A 22,905-nucleotide genomic window follows, 5' to 3' on the forward strand; every position below is an offset into this window, starting at 1 on the left:
GTAGAGGATGTGTAATTAATTTTGTTTAGGTACTTATTAATTAAAAAATAAACCACTGTTCCCCATTACCCATTACCCATTACCCATTACCCTAACATTGAGGAGGTAACACACCCGCAGGTTGTGGCTTACCATGAGGAGGATTAGTAACTAATTCAATTACTCCATCAGCCCGAACTATCCATCCTTGGGCCTCCTGAATGTTTCGCCGTAGAGACGTACCATGGCGCGTCTCCACAGGGGATTTTGGGGTTACGAGGGATGCTGTCGTGGGTTCAACCAGATTAATCCAATTAATCACCGTCGGTTCAGAACCCAAAGCATCATTGGGACTCGCGGGTAAACCCCCCCGTCCGGTAATCACAAATTGATTTTGTTGATTTCCCGAACATCGAGTCGCAATTAAGGTGGTGGGGTCAACTAAATTACTAGGTAATTCCACTAACCCGGCACTCGGGTCAACTTCTGGACTACTAATTTCCACCGCCCCACTGAATGCGGCCCCTAACTCACTGGTGGCGGTAATATCACTTTGGGGAGTCTGAAATTCTCGAAACTGGGTTCCAAACACCCCTTGAGCATTAATAATCACCTGTCCTCCTTTCCCGGCTTGAGCATTAGCGGTAATATCACTATTTTCCAAAGCCACTAAATTAGAAGTTCCCAGGGTAATATTTCCCCCATCGGCGTTGCTGGCATTCGTGGTAATTTGGCTATCCCGTCGCAGTTCCACCCTTCGCGCCTGTAACCGAATATTTCCCCCGGTTCCAGCGACGGTGGCCGCACTAATGGTTCCTTCATTATCTAATAAAACCCTATCTGCCTGGATTTCTAAGTTACCCGCGGCACCTTCATTGGTTCCCCGCACCCCAATTTCTGCCCCATTTCGCACCGTTAACCGTCCAGTATTAATCCGCAAATCCCCCGCACTACCCGCCCCACTGGTATTCGACTCAATCGAACTGGGAACAATACCATCGCCAATGGTTCCAAAGGAAACGGATTCTACGGATTTATCAATATTGGTGGCAAACCCCACAACATCAATGGATTCCGAGGCATTTAAGGTTAAATTTCCGGCCGCCCCTTCCCCTCCGGTAGCCGCCGAAATTTGGGCTCCCCCCTGCACCACCAACCGTTGAGTATTAACAGTTAAATCCCCGGCGGGTGCAGTACCTTTTTCTCCCTGAACGGTCAACAGGGAAGATGAAGTGAGTAACCCACTCAAAAACCGCCCATCCTCCGACACTCCCCGCAGTTGTACCGATTCCGCATTCACGGTTAAATTACCTCCTTTCCCAGCCCCCGCAGCCGAAGCGGATACCTGCGCCCCTTCCGCAACGGTCAGTTCACGGCTGTTAATCGTGATATCTCCCGCGCCTCCAGTTCCCAGGGTGGCGGTAAATAATCCCCCCGGGGAAGTCACGCCCGATTTTACCCCCCGCAGTTCTACGGTATCGGCATTCACCGTAATATTTCCCCCTTGGCCTTCCCCGGAACGCCCAGGACTGGTGATGATATAGCCATCTTGGAGGACACGCAATTGGGGGGTAAAAATATTGATATCTCCGGCGTTTCCGGTACTAATGGTTCCGGTGACCACCATGGAACCATTATTAATATCAACGGATTTCGAGGCTAATAGGGTAATATTTCCCCCTGACCCACTGCCCACGGTGGGGGTTAAAATAGTCGCCCCATTCAGAATCTGGATTTGGGGGGTTTCTAGGGTGACGTTTCCCGATGCTCCTTGACCCGCACTGACGCTAAAAATACCATCATAAAGATTAGTGGGACTAAAGGTTTCTGATAATAATTGTTCGATGAAGGATAGGGGCTCAGTTCCAAATAAATCAATTGAATTGTTCGCCTTAATATTAATATCTCCGGCGTTTCCTGTGCCAATGGTTGAGGAGGAGATAAAGGCACGATTATCTAATTGAAATTGTTCGGCTTGAATTTGAATACCAGCCCCATTGAGTGCATCTAAGGTATTAGCAAGAATCCGAGAGCTATCGGTTAGGGAAACCGTTCCTCCTTGGATGGTAATTAATCCCCCTCCGGCTCCACTGGTATCAATTTGACTTTGACGTAATAATTGAATCGAGCCGAATTGAATGTTAGGAGTATTGAATTGTTCTGGCTGGGGTTGTAAAGACCAAGTACCATTTTTTAGGGCTGCTAATTCAATTCTACCATTAAAAGCGGTCAGATAACCTTGATTTAAAATCACATCTCCCCCGATTAAACTAATATTTTGACCGGGTTGTACTTGTAATCCTGTTATTGCACTTTTGCCATCAACTCCTATGCCTAAACCCTGGGATTGATTTGTAATAGCACCCGGTTGATTTCCCAGTTGTAACCCGATGGGAACGTTAACGGTTAATAGGGGCGGTGCTTGGGGATTAGTTGCACTAAATTCACCACCATGATTAAAAATAATACTGTTAGCGGTACTAGCGGTAAAAGACCCTCGAATATTGAGTTGCGCGTTAGGGCTAAATAATATTCCATTGGGATTAATTAAGAATAAATTAGCCGTGCCATTGGCTTGAATTAAACCTTGGAGGTTAGATATATTATTGCCAGTAACCCGACTAATAATATTTTTAATATCCACGGAGTTATTGAAAAAGGCTGCCACACCTTCGGGAACTGAAAAGTCTTTAAAACTATGGAATAAGTTAATCCCATTTTGGGTTCCGCCTTCGATTTTAATTATACTACCATTGGGGGTAATAATAGTATTTTGAAGCAGGGTTTGATCGGGTATGATTTGAGCGATCGCTTTTGATATATTCCAACTATTAATCAGAGGAAATGCCAACAAAATCAATGTTATTTTTAAAAGAGATTTGTGGTTTTCAAGTAAATATAGCAATCTTAAATGATTTGCGATCAGAATATAGAACCCCACCCTAGCCCTCCCATTACTAAGGGGAGGGTTGGGAGGGGTCGAGATAGATGGAAATATTACAACTGATTTAGGATTGCTATAGTCAGAAGTTAAAACTTTCATGTCTAATTCCTTGAATGTAATGAAGGTTTAAAAACTACAGTCGATGCAAAATAGATGATTAATTAATTTCCCTGATTTAAAATAGAAACTTGTTTTTTATACCCCTGTTTTTGGGTCGGCATTTCCTGAGTAATGGGAATTTCAATCATAAATTCTGTTCCTTTCCCTGGGGTAGAAATACATTGTAAACTACCTTGATGTTTTTCAACCACAATATTTTTACTGATAGATAAACCAATCCCTGTACCCTTACCTACAGGCTTTGTAGTAAAAAATGGTTCAAATAGATGGGCTAAAATTTCCTCAGTCATTCCCCCGGCATTATCACTAATTTTAATTGTAACATTATGATCATTAATAATATCAGTTTTAATCAAAATCTGACCAGGATTAACCTGCAATTGTTCAATATTTTTTTGTTGATTATTTTCTTCAATTGCATCAATAGCATTGGCTAAAATATTCATAAAAACTTGATTAATTTCTCCCCCGTAACATTCAACTAAAGGTAAAGAGGAACTATATTCTTTGATTACATGAATTGCCGGATGATCCTGTTTTCGTTTTAACCGATTTTGTAAAATCATTAAGGTGCCATCAATTCCTTCATGAAGATTAATTGCTTTCATTTGAGAACCATCCTGACGGGTAAAATTGCGTAAACTTAGCACAATTTCTCGAATCCTTTCTGCACCCACCTGCATTGATTCTAACATCTTCGGCAAATCTTCTAAAATAAAGTCTAATTCTACCGCTTCTACCTCCTGTTGAATCACCGGATGGGGATTAGAATAATACTGTTGATAGAGTTCAAAAATCTTTAAAAGATTATCAGTGTATTCTTGAACATAAGCTAGATTTCCATAAATAAAATTAACCGGATTATTAATTTCATGGGCAATTCCAGCTAACATTTGTCCGAGAATTGACATTTTTTCGTTATTGACTAATTGAGTTTGAATAATCTTAATTTTATTGAAACACTGTTCTAAAGCAATTTTATTATTTTCTGATTCTGTAATAGATTTTTGTAATTCTTTTTGATTGGATTCAACCTTTATTTCTAATTGATAATTGATATTTTTAAGTTGTAAATTTTCCCGTCTCTCTGTTTTTAATTCTTGTTTTAATTGATTCAAATTTTGCCGAACTTCTTTCCGATATTCAGCTAACTTCCAATAGTTGTTTAATTTCAGTAAAAACTCCTCTGTATCTAAACAAGTAAACAAATAATCCATAACCCCCAAACTCAACCAAGTCTTGATGGTAGCTTGTTTTTCGGTCGTAATTAAAATAATCGGAATATTTAGACCTGAACTCTGCAATTGTTGACACAACATAAATTCATTCTCACCCAGCATGGAAACCGCAATGAAAATCAAATCAACTAGGGAGGATTTTTCCATAAAAACAGCAACTTCATCTGAATTTATCCACAATAAATTAACCTGTTTTTGATCAAATAAATTTCGGACAATTTGTAGGTCAATTGAATGGTTATCAACAATTAAGATATTAGTTGATTCGGACTCACTCATCACTTATTCTCCCTCAATAAATAGGTAAAATTCACTATTGATTACCTTTGAAAAATTGTTTAAAAATGGGATTGGATAACTGATCTCTATAAAAGAGATATGACTGATTATTTCTTTCTCCTGGCTTACCTCCAGACTCCCTGAAGATAAACCCGATATTCAAATCATACAATATTGTTAGGAAAAGACAGGAAACCAGTGGATAAAGTTTGGTGGGTGAGGTAATGTTAACATACGACAAACCCCCTAATCTCTATTTTCCATGCGCTTTCAATGCCCAGTCTGTGACTTTGACTATCAAAAACCGATTCCAGAAACCTGTGTAGTCTGTGGATGGGATTTACAAATCCATCTATCTATACCAGAAAATTTAAAACAGGATCAAAAATCTTTAGACTGGGCAAAACAAACTTGGAAACGTCTCCAAACCGTCGATATTTCTAAACATAAAACTATTTCTAAATCAAAAAAAAGATTGACCGTTGCCGACCTTTTACCTCGGTTAGAATCCTTGGAAAATCAACTACAACAAGCTACCTTAGAAAGACAAAATTTAGAGAATTTGTTGACAGAGATATTACATTATTTAGAAACCATTAACCCTGAATTATTAGTCAATATAAATCCGCCATCTTATCCAGATTTTCCCCAATCAGAAGTTAGCATAGACTACAGTTCACTCAGCGAATTATTAGCCAATGGAGATTGGAAAACCGCCGATGAATATACCTGGGAATTGATTTTATATATTGTCGAAAGAGAAGCCGAAAAATGGTTAAGACCAGAAGATATTGAACAGTTTCCCTGTACGGATTTAAACACCATTAACTGGCTATGGGAATATTATAGTCAGGGATTATTTAGTTTAACAAGTCAATGGCAAATTTTCTATGATTTAGAAGGAGATTATCCAAAATTTTGTGATCAAGTTGGTTGGCGTCGGGAAGAAAGTTGGCTTTATTATGAAGAACTAAATTTTACCCTAAATGCACCGCTAGGACATTTACCTATTATTTGTTGGCGAAAACGAGCCTGTTATGGTGTAGGGAATGCAGCCCCAAACGAAAATTTATCCTTAATCTTTTCTCGCCTCTCCACCTGTAGTAAGCCCTTCAGGGCTTAATCCCCCAAAACTTATAAATATAGGAGAAAGCCCTGAAGGGCTTACTACTTTTATGATGTCAGGTGTTAAAATAATAGTAGTAAGCCCTTCAGGGCTTAATCCCCTTAAACCTAAAAATATAAGAGAAAGCCCTAAAGGGCTTACTACTTTTATGATGTCAGGTGTTAAAATAATAGTAGTAAGCCCTTTAGGGCTTAATCTTCTCAAACTTATAAATATAGGAGAAAGCCCTGAAGGGCTTACTACTTTTATGATGTATGAATATCGTAAACTTACACCTGAGCAACGCAAAGAACTGGTTAAACAACGGTTAGCTAAAGGATTTCCGCCGCACTCACCTCCCCATCCTATTCAGATTGAAGCTTTTTATTTATTAACCGTTGCTTGTTATGAACATCAACCCTATATTTCAACGCCGCATCGTCGTCAAGAATTATTAAATTTGATTTTTGAACAATTTATTAATGCGGGTTTTGATATCCGGGCTTGGATTATTCTTCCTAATCATTATCATTTGTTGGTTTATGTTGATAAATTTCCAGAATTAAGCCGTTTATTTAATATTATTCATAGGCGAACTTCTCGCTACTGGAATTTAGAAGACCAAGTTACAAAACGCAAGATTTGGTATAGTTTTTCAGACCGGATGATTCGCAATGATAACCATTATTATCAAACTTTAAATTATCTCCATTTTAATCCGGTTAAACATGATTATGTTCCATCTCCTTATGATTGGGAAGAAAGTAGTGTTCATTGGTATATTGAACATTATGGTCGTGAATGGTTACGCGATGCTTGGGTGCAATATCCGGTTAAGGATTATGGGAAGGATTGGGATGATTAATTAATTAATAAAGAAAGCCCTGAAGGGCTTACTACGGTTTTTTTAAGATTAATATATCCTGGTAGTTAGTGGCGGGAGTTCGTCCGCACCATAACCCATAATATTTGGCGGAAACTGTAAAACCTAATGCTTCAATCCACTGTGTTACTGATACTTCTCGATGACCCATATCACTTTCGGGAATTTCTAAATTTGAGAAAAATGAGTCTTCAAATTCATGGATTAAATTTTGAGAACTTTTTCCGGCTTTAATTAGAGCTTCTGATTCTTCATTTAACAAAAAGAATGTACATAAACACCGTCCTCCTGGTTTGAGAACTCGATAAACTTCTTTGAGATAATTTTGAACCGCATTGGCATATAAATGGGTAAATACGGAAGTTAAGAAAACAAAATCAAATTGTTCATCGGAATAGGGAAAATCATAATTTTCTACCTGAATTGTTCCTTCTGTATTATAGCGTTTATTATAAATATTCGCCCATTGAAAGTTAAAATTAGGTCGATGTTCATGAATAACAGATTGATTCCAGTTAATCCATTTTTCAACAATATCAAACCCTTCGTAACGGGCGGTATCATCTAAATAATAGGCGAGGGAATAGGCCATGCGACCCACGCCACATCCGGCATCTAAAATAGATTCGTGGGGTTTTAATTGGGCTTTATTCACAAAATGACCCAGAAAATCACAGGCGACAAATTTAAAACTTCCTCCCACTCCTACCCGATCTTCTTTATCGGGAACCGGAAGACTAGATTCTAATAAATTGAATAAAATTTCTCCTTCCTCTCCCTTGAATAAAGGAATTAATTGTACTAAAGTATTAAATTGATTCGGTGCAATCACTTCTATGGGAATATAAATTAAAAATCGAGCTTGGTTGGCGTTAGGTAAGGTAGGAAATAGTTTATAAACATCGGGACTAGGCAGGTTTTTTTCGATTTTGAATTGGGTGATTTCTTGACCCCCAATAATTAGTTTAAACCCTTCTATGGGTTCACCTTGAATTGAAGTTACCCATCCTTTTAAACGGACTTGATCCGCTTCTAGGGTAACATCTCCTAAACAGCCGAGGGTTTTGAGGGAGGGATGAGAATTCATAAGATGATTTTTGGTAACTTTAATTGAATGAAAAATTATTCTCCCCTCTCCGAAAGTAAGGAGAGGTAGAGTTTAATTACTATTCCTTGTTTTTGGATTTAGAATGACTATAATAAGCGTTCTAAAATCTTGACTATAGCCGCCAGTTGTTCTGAATCATATTTCCAACGTTCTAGGAAATCTTGATAGCTTCCTGCTCCGGTTTGAACACTGTTGAATAGTTGTTGAAGCCGCGATCGCAAAAGGGAAAAATTCAACTGTTGAATTAAATTAGAAGAACGTTGAACAACCCGTTGTGAACTTTCCTGCATTTCTAGGTTATTATGTCGATGATGATAGATAACCATTGTTGCAGACATCGCCACATTTTTAACCAGTAAGTCTGACACAATTTCCGGCGAAGTTTCTAAGGCTTGAATCAGAGAAACAATGGGCTGATCAAAACAAGAACGAGCATCGGTTAAATAAGTCACAAAAAAGCCCCTAGCCCCATTATGAGTTTTAACTAACTCCGTGATCACCCGTGTAATTTCAGCCTCCAATAACGAGTTTTCTTCTAGTGTATTTAACAACAGTTCAGTAATTTCTATCCCTTGCTCAAAGGTAACATTTTCTGGAACTGATATAGATAAATCGGTCATAGATATTTTTTAATCAAGACTTTGAACAGACCTAAAACCCAAAACCCTCTGTTAAACGCCTTAAACTAAGGCTTGATATTGTTCTGCGGATAAGCTATCATCTAAATCACTAGAATCAGTGATTTTAACTTTGATTAACCATCCATCTCCATAGGGATCATCTGATAGAATTTCAGGGGAATCTTCAAGGGTAGTATTACATTCAATCACTATACCGCCTATCGGTGAAATCAATTCTTCCACGGCTTTCACAGACTCAACTGTTCCAAACTTTTCTCCCTTCTCAATTTCATCCTCTACATTTGGTAATTCCACAAAGACAATATCTCCAAGTTGACTCACAGCAAACTCAGTTATCCCAATGGTGGCGATTTCACCATCAAGTCTGACGTATTCGTGGCTATCTAAATATCTCAGGTCTTCAGGATAGGATGTCATGCTGATTCCTCAAAGTGTATTGACTAGATTAATTGTTCACCAAATCTATTAAACTACAAAATTAGAATAAAAACAGCTTTACCTTGTAAATAACATGATCAACCGCCAGACTTTGATCAAACGCTTTATTATTGGTGACTTTTCCCTAAAACGCATGATCCGTTTTCTGATAATTTTGTATGTAGCTGTTGGGGTTTGGGCATATTTCTATTCAGAACGCTTAATTTTTATCCCTCAACCTTCTAGCTATCAACTGACTCCAGAATTCCTAACCCTGAAAACAGAGCAGGGTGTAAATATCACAGCCTTATATTTACCAAATCCTAAAGCTAAATATACTATTCTTTATAGTCATGGCAATGCGGAAGATTTAGGAGATATTCGCGTTGTATTAGAATTACTTCGTCAGATGGGATTTGCGGTTTTTTCCTATGATTATCCCGGTTATGGCATGAGTCAAGGAGAACCCTCAGAACTAGGTACTTATCAAGCCATTGATACTGCTTATGATTATCTCACACAACAGTTAAAAATTCCTCCGAATCAGATTATTGTTTATGGTCGTTCAGTCGGTGGGGGGCCATCGGTTGATTTGGCATCTCGTAAACCTGTGGCGGGTTTGGTTCTTGAGAGTGCATTTGTTAGTGGGACTTAAACAAAAATAAGGGAAGAAATAGATGATAATGATTATGTAGCAAGCACATAACATTCAAGAATAACGAATGAAAGAGACAACCCCGGCAGCGATGCCCCCCTGCTTTGACCGATGGTGTCAAAGATTTGACGATATATTTGGTCATCTTGCCCAAAAACGGGAATTTAGGAACTATTTAGGGGGATTATTGGGAGAAAGTGAGCGAAAAAACCTGTCGCAAATGGCGAATAACTCCGTAGGAGTAGCTTACCACCGATTACACCACTTTTTAACCGAAGCTCCCTGGTTAGCAATGAAACTGAATCAGCGTCGCCTGGAGGTGATGAATCAGTGTAAGCAAACCCAGATTAGTCGGGGATTTGCCCTAATTATTGATGATTCAGGACATCGAAAAAGCGGGAACTTTACTGATGGAGTGGGACGACAATACATCGGAGAAATCGGAAAAACCGACAATGGAATCGTAGCAGTAACGAGCCATCTATACGATGGCAAAAAAAGCCTACCATTAGATATAGAATTATATCAAAAAGCCGAGTCATTACCGTCAGGAAAAGCTGACCCGGAATTTAAAAAGAAACCGGAAATAGCATTAGAATTAATAGAAAGGAGCTTAGAGAGAGGATATCAACCGGGAATTGTGCTAACAGATGCCGGGTATGGAAATAACACAAATTTTTTACAAGAGTTAGAGAAAAAAAGATTAAAATATATAGGGGGAGTCGCCAAGAATCGAAAGGTAATCCTCAAAAAGGGGGAAGATAAAACAGAGGAAACTCGATTAGATAATTTAGCCAAATCGTTGCCCCAAGGAGCTTTTAGTGAAATTCAACTCCAACTAGAAAAACCCAGAACTGTGTGGGTAGCAACAAAAGAAATTGAATTATCAAAGTATGCAGGGAAGAAAGTAATAGCCATCGTCATGAATGCTGCCACTTTCGACCAAGCCAGTGATATTGATTATTTAATGACTAATGTTGAGGCATCAAAAGCCACAGGAGAATGGATAGTAACGACCTATTCACAAAGAAATTGGATAGAAGTTTTTTACAGGGAAGCTAAGGGTTGGTTGGGGCTGAAAGAATATCAAGTCCGAGATAAAAGAAGTCTAATCAGACATTGGATTTTGGTATTTTGTGCCTATACTTTTATTCTCTGGCATAGTTTAACTGGAGGGTTAAGACGTCGATGGGCTAACAAACCTTTAAACACATTTGCTGATGCCCTTGAAGCCTTCCGCACAGCGATTTCCTTTCGATTTGTGGAGTGGCTCCAGAATAATAGGGATGTATTTGCAGCCTACAAAGCAAGTTTAGGCTTGATTTGGGCTTGATTTTTGTTTAAGTCCCATTAGCACCTTTCGGGTGAAAATAGACTTGCCTTTATATCCTTTTGATAAGTTTCCCAATCTCAGCAAAATTCCTTTGATTAAAGCTCCGGTTTTAGTGATTCATGGAACAGTTGATCAAGTGATTCCTTTTAGTCATGGACAACGATTATTTGCCGCCGTAAATACTCCTAAATTGTCCTTTTGGGTGGAAGGGGCTGATCATAATGATGTTAGTGAAGTTGCGGGCGATCGCTATGAACAAATATTAAAAGAATTTATCCAAATCCTGAAAAATTAAATCTTATTGATCCACAGTGGTATTTTTTTTGCGGACTATAGCACCTCTAACTACTACTATCAAAAGATTTTTACTTTTATAATTACTCTGTAAGAGTCCCATCAGGCGCTGAGTTTTTTGTATTTTAAACGATCTTGACTTATACAGCCTAGGGCATCTATAATTCCGTATATAGTCTTATTTATAACTAATCTAATACAGAGGAAAACTGAATCATGGGAGTTTCACTTACCAAAGGGCAGCGCGTATCTCTCGACAAGATCGCACCGGGATTATCCGAGGTATTCGTAGGACTAGGATGGGACGTTAAAGTTACAGACACAGGTTCCGACTTTGACCTAGACTCATCCTTGTTTTTGCTGGGTGCCAATGAAAAACTGATTTCAGATAATCACTTTATTTTTTACAACAATCTCACCAGTCCCGACCCTGATCAATCGGTTCAGCATACCGGAGATAACCTTACGGGTGTGGGTGAAGGTGATGATGAAGTTATCAAAATCAACCTCAAAAAAATCCCTGCTGACATCCAAAAAATTATTGTGACTGTGACGATCCACGAAGCACAACAACGGCATCAGAACTTTGGACAAGTGCAAAATGCTTTTGTGCGGATCGTAAATGCCGAGACAAAACAAGAAGTTGTCCGTTATGACCTGGTTGAAGACTATTCAATTGAGACTGCGTTAATTATGGCTGAACTCTACCGTAAAGACGGAGAGTGGCGTCTGAATGCAGTGGGAGCAGGTTATCAAGGCGGTTTACAAACATTACTTGATCGCTATAGCTAAAAGGCAAAACCAATGGGAATTAATTTACAAAAAGGGCAACGGATCTCGCTTTCTAAAGAAGCACCAGGACTCAAAAAACTGATTTGCGGACTAGGCTGGGATGTGGTCAAAAAAACGGGTGGTGGTTTATTTGGTGCTTTCACCAATAGTCCAGACTACGATCTTGATGCCTCCATAATCTGTTTAGATGCTGATGGCAAAGTCAATGATATAGCTAATGTCGTTTACTTTGGCAATCTCAACCACCGTTCAGGAGCAATTACCCATCTAGGCGATAATCTCACGGGTGCAGGAGAGGGAGATGATGAACAAATCATTGTGGATTTATCTCTAATACCATCACAGATTACAAAACTGATTTTCACGGTTAATATCTACGATTGTATAGCTCGCAAACAAGATTTCGGACAGGTAAAAAATGCCTTTGTGCGCTTAGTTAATATGTCCAACAATCAAGAACTGGCTCGGTATAACCTATCGGGATCTGAGTACAAAGGTATGACCGGAATGCTCATGGCTGAATTATACAAGCACAACGATGATTGGAAATTGGCTGCAATTGGCAACGGTGTTAGTGTGAACGGTTTAGTGGAAATTGTTAAATCCTATGGCTAACTATTCGCTGAGTGCCAAAAGAAAATCAACTGAATGTTAATCTAATCAGCATCCGTCTCTCTGACGGATGTTGATGCAGCGAAATATCCTATATTTTTCGGCAAGGACATTAGCTGAAATTAGCTCAAAAAAATTTATGATCATAAAAAATCCCCATTCTAAGTAAATGTCTCTGTATGATCGCCTGGATCTAACCAAACACAATCGCCAGCTTAAACTGCCCCTTTCCCAGCGTATTGACCTGACTAGGCCATCTAAACCCCGATGTCCAGGGTGTCGATCTCGGATTCAGCCTCAGTGGGAGTTTTGCCCTTCTTGCGGGCGAACTCTCACAAACCCAGATCACGAGTTTCGTCGTTGCATTTGGATAGATGTGTCGGGAATGGATGTCGCACCGGAAAATAGGGATGGGATCACTACTCTTTTTATAGATGCCTTTTCAAAACTCTATGGTGCTTTGAGAAGTGTCAACGTATTTTTGACTTCAGATCTCCCCGACCCTAAAGAGTGGGGAGAAGATTTTACTCACGTCTATATATTTGCTGACAACCAACCTGTTAACTATCTAGGAGTGGCTAGTTTTCTGTCAGGAATGGTTACAGACCGTGCAATTATCCGCATTGACCAAGTATTTTATGCTTCTTACGATGCTAACCTTAGTGTTAATCACTTGTCTAACTTAATTGCCAATACTATTGCCCATGAAATCGGACATACACTAGGACTGGATCATTCTACATTGCCCACAGACGTTATGCACGATGGATTGAATCATACCATTCATAATTTAATGCCTCCCTCATTTCATGCAGAGCAAATTAACTTAATGAACGCTGCTATTCGCCGTTATAGAGCCAAGAATAAATGATTAATTTATTAATATATACTTGCCTTTATATCCTTTTGATAAGTTTCCCAATCTCAGCAAAATTCCTTTGATTAAAGCTCCGGTTTTAGTGATTCATGGAACAGTTGATCAAGTGATTCCTTTTAGTCATGGACAACGATTATTTGCCGCCGTAAATACTCCTAAATTGTCCTTTTGGGTGGAAGGGGCTGATCATAATGATGTTAGTGAAGTTGCGGGCGATCGCTATGAACAAATATTAAAAGAATTTATCCAAATTATTAAAAATTAAATCTTTCTCTATTGTAGATTTACTGGCTTGTTATCAAATAAATTTATATTACAATTGGAGTGATTTTTTAAAAGTTAGCTATGACATGAATTATATTCTTATTGGGTCAAAAAGTATCAAGTGTTAAAGAAAGGTGGGAGGAGGGACTTAAACATAAGTAAAATTTATAATATTTATCAGATACATCTGTTATGTTGATGTACCTCCAGATCTATTCATATACTAATGTCTATGGTATAGTTACATTCAACAGTAAAAAATCTATGTTGCTTTTTCAAGTCCCAGCGACTTCAAAAAACAATAAGGCTCTTGGGTTAAGGTTTTTCCCCCAAGGTAATTCTCCATCTTCATCTTTATTGCAAACTAATCAATAGGTCGCACCAATGACTGATTTTTTCCTAAAAACCATTGGGTTGATACCCTGCTACCCATTAATCGGAGCTTTGTTATCTACCCTCTGGTTTCCCTCCATTATTCGACGCACTGGCCCCCGTCCAGCCGGATATGTCAATATAATTACCACCTTATTCGCCTTTTTGCATGGGTTATTTGCCCTAACAGAAATTTGGGGTCAACCTCCTCAACAGTTAATCATTCCTTGGTTTAGTATCGTTAATCTCAACCTTGATATTCCCCTAGAAATCTCTGTTATCACTGTTGCAGCCACCTTAGTAATTACTGGGTTAAATCTCCTAGCCAAAATTTACGCCGTCGGTTACATGGAGATGGATTGGGGTTGGGCACGTTTTTATTCCTTATTAGCCCTATTTGAAGCCGGGTTATGTGGGTTAGTCCTGTGTAATTCCCTGTTCTACAGTTACATTATTCTGGAAATCCTCACATTAGGAACTTATTTATTGGTAGGATTATGGTTTAACCAACCCTTGGTTGTCACCGGGGCTAGAGATGCCTTTTTAACCAAACGGGTCGGAGACTTATTCCTATTAATGGGAGTAGTCGCCCTATTTCCTCTGGCCGGAACTTGGAATTTTACGGAGTTAGCCCAATGGTCAAAAACCGCCCAAATTGATCCCCAAGTTGCCACCTTATTAGGGTTAGCATTACTGGCGGGGCCACTAGGAAAATGTGCCCAATTTCCCCTGCATTTATGGTTAGATGAAGCCATGGAAGGCCCCCTTCCTAGTACGATTTTACGCAGTTCTGTTGTCGTTGCCTCTGGATCTTGGGTATTAGTCAAAATGCAGCCCGTTTTAGCCTTGTCTCCTTTAGTAATGTCAACCATGGTATTTATTGGGTTAGCAACCTCCGTGGGAGCCAGTTGTATTGCTATTGCTCAAATTGATATTAAACGCGCCCTTTCCTATTCCGTCAGTACCTATATGGGCATCACATTTATTGCCGTTGGAACTGGGCAAACTCAAGCGGCTCTTTCACTATTATTTACCTATGCTTTACCGATGGCATTATTAGTTATGACCACCGGGGGAATTATTAGTAATAATATCACCCAAGATTTAACCCAATATGGCGGTTTATGGTCACGCCGTCCGATATCGGGATTGTGTTTTTTAGTCGGAATTATCTCATTAGTTGCTGTTCCTCCATTCGGCGGTTTTTGGACGATATTAGAGTTAACACAAACCCTCTGGAACACTCAACCCGCCATTGCTCTTTGCCTGTTTTTAGTTAATGGTTTAACCGTCTTTAGTTTAACCCGTGAATTTGGGTTGATTTTTACCGGAAAACCCAAACAAATGACTACCCGTTCCCCGGAAGTGTTATGGGCGATGGTATTACCTATGACAATTTTAGCGGGATTTTGTCTACATATTCCTTTGTTATTAAAACAATGGAATTTATTACCTGAATGGGAAACTATTAATCTAACAGTTGCAGGTTTATTAATCACCTCGACGGTTTTAGGATGGGGACTCAGTGCTATGATTTATTGGAATAGTAATTGGCAAAAACCTGTTAAACTGCCATCTCAAGCAGTACAAGACTTCTTTGCTTACGATTTTTACACCGCAAAACTGTATCGAGTCACGATTATTTTTGTAGTCGGATTAATCTCTAATACAATGTATTGGATTGACCGCTATATCGTTGATGGATTTGTCAACCTAGTGGGAATAGCCACGATTTTTAGTGGACAAAGTTTGAAATACAACGTTTCTGGCCAAACCCAGTTTTATGCTTTGACAATTATCTTGGGAGTGACTTTACTTTTAGGATTTTTTACGCTGAATTTGTTTTAAAAGATTTCCCAATTTTCCTCTATAATCCATCCAAAGGATTAATTATCTATCAACTCAAGGTGAAAAAGTCATGGACAAAACTCAACAAAACTTAACCATCTCCCGTCGGAATTTATTAAAATTTGGTGCAGGAGTAGCGGGAACTGCGGCTTTAACTGCCGGGCTAGGAACAAAAGTAAGTTTGTTCAAACCTCAACCCGCCGTTGCCCAGAACAATATTACCCCCGAAGAAGCCTTAAAACAACTGTTAGAAGGAAACCAACGGTTTATCGAAAATAAACGAAAAAGTCCTAATCAAACCCTAACCAGAGTTCAAGAAGTGGCCCAAGGACAAGCCCCCTTTGCATCTATTCTCAGTTGTGCAGATTCCCGTGTGCCTGCGGAAATTATTTTTGACCGAGGTTTTGGAGATTTATTCGTAGTTAGAAATGCTGGAAATATTGCTACTCCAGAAGAAATTGGTAGTCTTGAATTTGGAACATTAGTGTTAGGGGCAAAAGTCCTTATGGTGATTGGGCATCAAAGTTGCGGGGCGGTCAAAGCCACTATTGCTGGCAATGCAGTTCCCGGTCAAATTGCCAGTATTTTAGATGCAATTAAACCGGCGATCAAGCCTAATCAAACTTTAGAAGAATCGACTATTGCTAATGTCAAATTAGGAATTAGTCGTTTACAGGCTTCTCCAGTTATTTCTCAATTAATTAAAGACGGGAAATTAAAAATAGCAGGAGGCTACTATAACTTAGAAACCGGAATGATAAAAGTTGTGGCTTAAAGCTACCTTCAGCAAGTTTATCAAACAAATCATCTAAAACTTTGATAAACTTGCTAATTTCTAAAAAATTGAGTCATTGGTTAACTTAAATATCCCTATTCTTCCCAACCTAAACTTATGTTGAGTGCTTTAATTATTATTCCAGTTTTGGCAGTTCTATTAATTGGACTCTTACCTAAACAATTGTCGGCTTCTCAAGTTCGTTCCATTGCTTTAGCAATCACAGGTGTGATTTTAATTTGGACAATAAAACTCAGCTTTGATTTTGATTTAACCAATCCTAATTTCCAATTGCAAGAATATTTAGCTTGGATTCCCCAATTAGGACTATCCTATAGTTTAGGAATAGATGGTTTATCCTTTCCCTTAATCGGTTTAAGCGGGGTTTTAACCTTTATTGTCATTGCCAGTAGTCACAAAAATTTGGAGCGTCCTCGCCTCTATTACGCCATGATTTTATTGGTAAATGCGGCAATTGCTGGAGCCTTTTTATCTCAAAACTTACTCCTGTTTGTTTTATTCTATGAATTAGAATTAATCCCCATTTATCTTTTAATTAGCATCTGGGGTAGCGAAAAACGTGCCTATGCAGGGATGAAATTTCTGATTTATACCGCCCTTTCTGGGATTCTAATTCTAGCCGGATTTTTAGGTATGGCGTGGTTAAGTGATGCCGGAAGTTTTGATTATTCTGCCATTCAAACTCAGAACTTTGAATTAACGACTCAGTTAATTTTACTCACGGTTTTACTATTAGGATTTGGGATCAAAATTCCCCTAGTTCCCCTGCATACTTGGTTACCCGATGCCTATGTCGAATCTTCTCCCCCCGTGACAATTTTATTAGGAGGAATTTTAGCAAAATTAGGAGCCTATGGTTTAATTCGTTTTGGTTTACAACTGTTTCCTGAAGCTTGGCATATTGTTAGTCCTACCCTAGCAACAATTGGGGTAATTAGTGTGTTATATGGAGCCTTAACCGCTATTGCTCAACAGGATATTAAACGCATGGTAGCCTATAGTTCTATCGGCCACATGGGTTATATTTTAGTGGCGGCTGCTGCTGCGAATGAATTAAGTTTAATTGGGGCAATTGCTCAAATGGTAGCCCACGGTTTAATCTTGGCTATTCTATTTCAATTAGTCGGAATTGTAGAAGAAAAAGTCGGAACCAGGGACTTAAATATTCTCAATGGTTTAATGAACCCAGTTCGCGGTTTACCCCTAACCAGTGCTTTATTAATTATGGCAGGAATGGCGAGTGCTGGCATCCCTGGTTTAGTGGGATTTGTCGCCGAGTTTCCCGTCTTTCAAGGCACATTTTCGGTCTTCCCAATTCACAGTTTATTGTGTATTATTGCCTCCGGTTTAACGGCTGTTTATTTCGTGATTCTCCTCAACCGAACTTGTTTTGGTAAACTGGATAATAAATTAGCTTATTATCCCAAAGTTACCTTCTCAGAACAAGCTCCCGCATTAATTTTAGCCGCATTTATTTTCATTCTGGGGATACAACCTACTTGGTTATTTCGATGGATGGAACCCACCGCCCAAGCCATGGTTATTGCCTTAAATCAATCGGTTCCTACCCAAGTCGCTATTAAATAATAAACCCGTAGGGGCGGGTTAAAATCAAGTTAAAATCAATCTTTCTGAACCCACTATCAACCCAACTAAACCCGCCCTATCCCAATTTTTAACAACAATTAAAACCAAAAAAAATCATGACAACAGCAACTTTATCTCAAACAAAATTACCTCCCTCAACCCATGAATTTTCCCAGATTATTCACCGCTTAGAAGCCGGGGGAGCAATGTTACCCGATACCCCAGAAAACTTAATGCAAATTATCGGGATTTATAAAGCCTATGCAGTACCCATGGATTTCTATTGGCGGGATTTACTTTATATTGCAGAACAGGTGTTTTTAAATCCTTTACCATTTTTAAAATACTTCATTCCTCAAGAATATTTAGACCTACATAATCATTATGCTGGCGATGATGCTGATTTAAGAATTTGGCGAGGAGAAGCAACAACACACCCGGAATTATTAGCCTTTATAGAAAAGGGTGAAACCACAAAAATGCCAAAACTATTGCATCATTTATGGCATGATCGGGTGAATATGGAATTTGCAGAAGCTTGTATGCAAGCAATGTTTTGGCATCGAGATATGGGAGGACAATTTGATCCATATTTAGATACCGATGAATATAAAACTAATGCCGATAAAGCTATTAAAGCCTATTTTAAGAAAAATCCAATGATGATGGGATTATATAAACTATTCCCTGATTTATTCTTAGAACAGGTTAAAATGATGTCCTATTATAGTAATTTAGGACTATTCTGGGAAGTGATGGCGCCTGTGTTTTTTGAAATGAGTGATTTGTATGATGAAGGCAAAATTACCAGTGTTCCTGAAGCGATGAATTTTCTTGTTAATGGAATTTTTGCCATTGCCGGACGACCTATTTATCATCATGTTTATATTGATGGGAAATGCTATGAAATTATCCCCAAATCTAAAGGGTTTATGTGGTTATATGAGGCAGCATTACCCTACGTTGAAGCGGTGTTTTATCGCACATCTCCCTTCCGAGGAACTAAATCCTATAATGCTCAAGCCCAGCAAGTTCCTAATGATCAAAATGACTTCCATTATGGGATTCTTTATGCTGATATTTTCCCCGTTGGGACTGCGGGAATTCCTCCCACATTATTAATGCAAGATATGTTACATTTCTTGCCTAATTATTTAGTCGAATATTACCAAAAACATTGTCGAGGTGAGGATGATATGTTGATTCAGTTGGCGAATAGTTTCCAACGGTCAATGTATTGTGTCACTTCTGCGGTAATTCAAGCGTTGCGGACAGCTTTACTATATCCTTTAGATGATAAAAATCCTAAACATTTGATGGCAAATCGTCAATTTTTTGAAGGTCAATTAGATCGATTTAAACGTCCTGAAGCACGATTAAGAGATATTCAAAGCTCTGATTATCGTTAAGTTGGGTGTAGGGTGTAGGATTAGTTGTTTAATGTTTATTACATTAAATTTTCTACACCCTCGATTCCTAAATGATGTATGGGGAATTTTTGAATAAACCACAAAGGCACTAAGCTGTTCAGCATCTAAATTGGTCATGCAGAAATCTTGAAGCTTATGCAGTGCGAGCGTCCTCGCTCGCTGGAATATACAGTTTAAATGCACAACAGCTTAAGACACTAAGAATAATTAAATAAAGTTAATTGTTGATATTTTTGAGGGAGAATTGCTATATTTTTTTTACCAATTCTCTGACAAATCCATTGAATACAAATAGGAACAACAGCATTTCCAAATAAAGCATATTGATCGTAAGTTTTAGCTGCTTGACACCAATTGTCAGGAAATCCCATTAAACGGGCATATTCTATTGGAGTTAGTCGTCTAAATTTATTACCAATTTGATATCTTTCATAATGTCTTGAGGTCGATGCAGTCAGGGTAGAAGCAACTCCATTAACACCAAAAATAGTATATCCTAACCTTGCACCTCCATCTTGGTTATATAAAATTTCTACGCCATTATAATAGCGGTTGACTGCTTGACTGTTTTTAATTCGTTCTAAAGTATCTGTGGTAAAATCAAATTGCGGTTCAACTTCTGATTCTAATTGAAGAATATTTTTTAATTTTACTGGTGGATAGAGATTAGGAAATGGGGGAATAGATTGACTATACATTTTATTTTGATAAGCAATTCCCCAAGGATGGTTTTTAATCTTTAAATCTAAAATAGGGGATAAGTATTTATCTATATTTTCTAAATCAAAATTCAAGTATTCTGTCTCATTTTGATTTAAAAAGATTAAATTATCTGCTAAATTTATCAGGTTTAAATCAGATTTACAACGAGTTCCAAAAATAAAAATCCGCTCACGATTTTGAGGAATACCAAAATTAATCGGACTAATAATTCGCCATTCAATTAAATAATTAAGAGATGCTAAAGCATTTAAAATTACTTTAAAATGGTGTCCCTGTTCCATCGTTAAAATACGTTTGACGTTCTCTAGTAAAAAATACTGTGGTTTTTTAGTATCTATAATTTCTATAATTCGTTCAAATAGGGTTCCGCGAACTTGATCTCGAATTCCTAATTTTTTACCTGCGGAACTAAAAGGTTGACAGGGAAATCCTGCGGTTAATAAATCATGGTCAGGAATATCCGATATATTGATATTTTGAATATCCCCTAATACGATTGAATTTTTACCAAAATTGCTTTGATAAACTTGACAACACAATTCATTGATATCATTAGCCCAAATAGTTTGAATTTGACTAGCTTCTAACCCTAAATGAAAACCACCAATTCCAGCAAACAATTCAACCGCCGTCTGTTTTTTAAACCGACTCAAATTTTATTCTCCTTGATTAATAATTAGTAATCTTGATAGAGATTTTTTGATTAATTTAATACCCATGTTTTGGGCGAGGAGACCTCGCCCCTACGGGTTATTTTTCCTAATCAATTAACCCATTAAAATCACGGTATCAATGACATGAATAATGCCGTTATCCGCTTCAATATCTGGTGCAAGTACCGTGGCATTTTTGACTTCAAAACCATCGGAACAGTTAATAGGAATTGGTGAACCTTCCAAAGAAGTAACAGAACCTAATTTTTCTAAATCGGCTTTTGCTAGTTTACCCGAAACTACATGAAATTTTAGGATTCTGGCTAACTGCGGTGGATTTTGAACTAAGGTTTGTACTGTTCCAGGGGGAAGTTTTGCAAACGCTTCGTCATTGGGTGCAAACACAGTAAAAGGGCCAGGACTTTTTAATGCTTCCACTAAACCTGCGGCTTGAACAGCGGCTACCAGGGTTGTAAATGAACCCGCACTTACAGCAATATCAACAATATCTGCCATTGAACAAATTTAACCTAATTAAAAAAGAGTTCCTCCAAAAATGGTAAACGAATTTTGAACAAAATTAGAAACCATTGCTAGAATTAGAAAAATTTGGCAATTGATAAGTGCTGTTGACTTCAGACATTAACTTGAGATTACTCATGGCTAAACTCTTAACATCACTTCCTAATTGGGTCGGGGTTAATTTCCATAATTCATTGCCATGTATGCCATCATCAGCGAGTAAATAAAGTGTATTATTCACATCAACGGGAATGGAAGGATTAGAACTTCCTTTTCCTGGGTTAATATCTGCTACCATCATTGTACCTGTTTCTGTACCATTACTCATCCATAATTCTGTACCATAAGTTGGATCAGTTAATTGAAAATAAAGGATGTTATTGATGGATTGTAATTTTTCGTTGTTAATAGGGAAACTGGTATTAGGAAAATCTTTGACTAATGTTGTCCCGATTTCTGTACCATCAGTTTTCCACAACTGAGCCGTTGATATCTTGGTATTATCGTCGTATTTTGATATTTGAAAATACAAGTTATTGTCAATAGTTTCCCAGTCCTCAATTGATAAATCTCCCACATCTTTGATTAAACTAATATTGCCATTATTTCCATCTATTTTCCATAACTGATTGTTGGATATCTTGGTAAGAGAGTCATAATCATTCCGAAAAAAATACAAGGTATTGTTGACTGTTGTTAAGTAATCTGGAGAATAATTTCCTAAGTCTTGAACTAAGGTTGTTCCGGCATTTGTGCCATCACTTTTCCATAATTCATAGGTTGTTTTATTGTTATTTTCTGAGGGGGAGACGGATACTGAAAAGTAAAAAGTATTGTTGACTTCTCCCCAAAATTTATTAATATCTCTGATGTTGCCAAAATCTTTAACGACAGTTGTTCCCGTATTAGTTCCATCACTTTGCCAGAGTTGATAATTTACGGGAACCTCTGGCGAATATTGACTATTCACTTCAAAGTATAAGGTATTATTGATAATGGCTGTGTTATTTTCAGAAGTATCACAAAATATTGAATCACCAAAGTCTTTAACCAAGGTTATTCCTGCTTCTGTACCATCGGTTTTCCACAACTGAAACGCAGAGGGAAGGTTAATGGTAGCAAGATCTATATGCAAAACGTTCTTGTCGTTATTAACATCTAAATACAAAACGTTGTTAATTTCTCTGAAATTAGATATAGTATGGCCGAAATCTTTAACTAAGGTTGTTCCCGCTTCTGTACCATCTGTTTTCCATAACTGATTCTCATCATAGGAGGAGCCTACTGTAGTAAAATAAAGGCTGTTCTCAATGGGAGTAAAATTCCTGATATTCCAGTAACTTCCCAAGTCTTTAACTAACTGAACTCCTGTATCTGTACCATCGGTTTTCCACAACTGCAAGCTTGAGGTCATTGTGCTAGGATCTAGATTG

Annotated in this window: 21 protein-coding genes; 13 read left to right on the top strand and 8 right to left on the bottom strand. The window is 38.1% G+C overall.

Annotated elements, in window-relative coordinates:
- Nucleotides 1–91 precede the first annotated feature (91 nt).
- Together NMG86_RS14315 and NMG86_RS14320 are read right to left on the bottom strand one after the other, a co-directional pair.
- Nucleotides 92–2,833 (bottom strand): two-partner secretion domain-containing protein, encoded by a 2,742-nt coding sequence (locus NMG86_RS14315; protein WP_158442157.1) that lies wholly within the window; start codon nt 2,831–2,833, stop codon nt 92–94.
- Between the two features lie 251 nt (nt 2,834–3,084).
- Nucleotides 3,085–4,560, bottom strand: coding sequence for an ATP-binding protein (locus NMG86_RS14320; protein WP_051319473.1), 1,476 nt, complete (start codon nt 4,558–4,560; stop codon nt 3,085–3,087).
- Between the two features lie 262 nt (nt 4,561–4,822).
- Here NMG86_RS14320 and NMG86_RS14325 point away from each other — a divergent pair, with 262 nt between their 5' ends.
- Together NMG86_RS14325 and NMG86_RS14330 are read left to right on the top strand one after the other, a co-directional pair.
- Nucleotides 4,823–5,683: a GUN4 domain-containing protein gene (locus tag NMG86_RS14325; RefSeq protein WP_026797921.1), complete on the top strand. Its 861-nt coding sequence runs from the start codon at nt 4,823–4,825 to the stop codon at nt 5,681–5,683.
- A gap of 250 nt (nt 5,684–5,933) precedes the next feature.
- A complete protein-coding gene (locus NMG86_RS14330; protein WP_237747617.1) occupies nt 5,934–6,530 on the top strand; it encodes an REP-associated tyrosine transposase in 597 nt (198 codons plus the stop codon).
- Nucleotides 6,531–6,561: 31 nt separating this feature from the next.
- On the opposite strand, the gene NMG86_RS14335 is transcribed toward NMG86_RS14330, so the two are convergent.
- The 3 genes from NMG86_RS14335 to gcvH form a co-directional block, all read right to left on the bottom strand.
- Nucleotides 6,562–7,635 carry a class I SAM-dependent methyltransferase gene (locus NMG86_RS14335; protein WP_026786397.1) on the bottom strand — a complete coding sequence of 358 codons (1,074 nt, stop codon included), beginning with the start codon at nt 7,633–7,635 and terminating at the stop codon, nt 6,562–6,564.
- A gap of 107 nt (nt 7,636–7,742) precedes the next feature.
- A complete protein-coding gene (locus NMG86_RS14340; protein ID WP_026786396.1) occupies nt 7,743–8,276 on the bottom strand; it encodes a sll1618 family protein in 534 nt (177 codons plus the stop codon).
- A 60-nt stretch (nt 8,277–8,336) separates the two neighbouring features.
- Complete coding sequence (gene gcvH, locus NMG86_RS14345) at nt 8,337–8,714, bottom strand: glycine cleavage system protein GcvH (RefSeq protein ID WP_026786395.1); 378 nt, start codon at nt 8,712–8,714, stop codon at nt 8,337–8,339.
- A gap of 94 nt (nt 8,715–8,808) precedes the next feature.
- Between gcvH and NMG86_RS14350 the strand changes: the two genes are divergently transcribed.
- The 11 genes from NMG86_RS14350 to NMG86_RS14400 all read left to right on the top strand — a co-directional run bounded on the left by NMG86_RS14350 (nt 8,809) and on the right by NMG86_RS14400 (nt 19,553).
- Entirely contained in the window at nt 8,809–9,369 is a 561-nt protein-coding gene (locus NMG86_RS14350) for an alpha/beta hydrolase (RefSeq protein WP_052338734.1), read from the top strand.
- Between the two features lie 67 nt (nt 9,370–9,436).
- Nucleotides 9,437–10,702: an IS701 family transposase gene (locus NMG86_RS14355; protein WP_026796362.1), complete on the top strand. Its 1,266-nt coding sequence runs from the start codon at nt 9,437–9,439 to the stop codon at nt 10,700–10,702.
- A gap of 31 nt (nt 10,703–10,733) precedes the next feature.
- Complete coding sequence (locus tag NMG86_RS14360; protein WP_158442159.1) at nt 10,734–10,997, top strand: alpha/beta hydrolase; 264 nt, start codon at nt 10,734–10,736, stop codon at nt 10,995–10,997.
- 215 nt (nt 10,998–11,212) lie between these two features.
- Nucleotides 11,213–11,788, top strand: coding sequence for a TerD family protein (locus NMG86_RS14365; RefSeq protein WP_026786393.1), 576 nt, complete (start codon nt 11,213–11,215; stop codon nt 11,786–11,788).
- Nucleotides 11,789–11,800: 12 nt separating this feature from the next.
- Nucleotides 11,801–12,403 (top strand): TerD family protein, encoded by a 603-nt coding sequence (locus NMG86_RS14370; protein WP_026786392.1) that lies wholly within the window; start codon nt 11,801–11,803, stop codon nt 12,401–12,403.
- 478 nt (nt 12,404–12,881) lie between these two features.
- Nucleotides 12,882–13,271: a matrixin family metalloprotease gene (locus tag NMG86_RS14375; RefSeq protein WP_237747618.1), complete on the top strand. Its 390-nt coding sequence runs from the start codon at nt 12,882–12,884 to the stop codon at nt 13,269–13,271.
- A gap of 19 nt (nt 13,272–13,290) precedes the next feature.
- Nucleotides 13,291–13,542, top strand: a complete 252-nt coding sequence (locus NMG86_RS14380; RefSeq protein WP_026797924.1) for an alpha/beta hydrolase — start codon at nt 13,291–13,293, stop codon at nt 13,540–13,542.
- 383 nt (nt 13,543–13,925) lie between these two features.
- Nucleotides 13,926–15,761, top strand: coding sequence for an NAD(P)H-quinone oxidoreductase subunit F (locus NMG86_RS14385; RefSeq protein ID WP_026797925.1), 1,836 nt, complete (start codon nt 13,926–13,928; stop codon nt 15,759–15,761).
- 70 nt (nt 15,762–15,831) lie between these two features.
- Complete coding sequence (locus NMG86_RS14390; RefSeq protein ID WP_026797926.1) at nt 15,832–16,536, top strand: carbonic anhydrase; 705 nt, start codon at nt 15,832–15,834, stop codon at nt 16,534–16,536.
- A gap of 117 nt (nt 16,537–16,653) precedes the next feature.
- Entirely contained in the window at nt 16,654–18,144 is a 1,491-nt protein-coding gene (locus NMG86_RS14395) for an NADH-quinone oxidoreductase subunit M (RefSeq protein WP_026797927.1), read from the top strand.
- Between the two features lie 116 nt (nt 18,145–18,260).
- The gene (locus tag NMG86_RS14400; RefSeq protein WP_026797928.1) at nt 18,261–19,553 is read left to right on the top strand and encodes a CO2 hydration protein; all 1,293 of its coding nucleotides are present in this window, start codon (nt 18,261–18,263) and stop codon (nt 19,551–19,553) included.
- 218 nt (nt 19,554–19,771) lie between these two features.
- On the opposite strand, the gene NMG86_RS14405 is transcribed toward NMG86_RS14400, so the two are convergent.
- The 3 genes from NMG86_RS14405 to NMG86_RS14415 form a co-directional block, all read right to left on the bottom strand.
- Complete coding sequence (locus tag NMG86_RS14405) at nt 19,772–20,950, bottom strand: DNA cytosine methyltransferase (protein ID WP_026797929.1); 1,179 nt, start codon at nt 20,948–20,950, stop codon at nt 19,772–19,774.
- Between the two features lie 114 nt (nt 20,951–21,064).
- The gene (locus NMG86_RS14410) at nt 21,065–21,466 is read right to left on the bottom strand and encodes a fasciclin domain-containing protein (RefSeq protein WP_026786384.1); all 402 of its coding nucleotides are present in this window, start codon (nt 21,464–21,466) and stop codon (nt 21,065–21,067) included.
- 64 nt (nt 21,467–21,530) lie between these two features.
- Nucleotides 21,531–22,886, bottom strand: a complete 1,356-nt coding sequence (locus tag NMG86_RS14415; RefSeq protein ID WP_026797930.1) for an ELWxxDGT repeat protein — start codon at nt 22,884–22,886, stop codon at nt 21,531–21,533.
- Nucleotides 22,887–22,905: the final 19 nt, after the last annotated feature.

The sequence above is a fragment of the Planktothrix rubescens CCAP 1459/22 genome (assembly GCA_904830895.1).
Taxonomy (GTDB): domain Bacteria; phylum Cyanobacteriota; class Cyanobacteriia; order Cyanobacteriales; family Microcoleaceae; genus Planktothrix; species Planktothrix agardhii.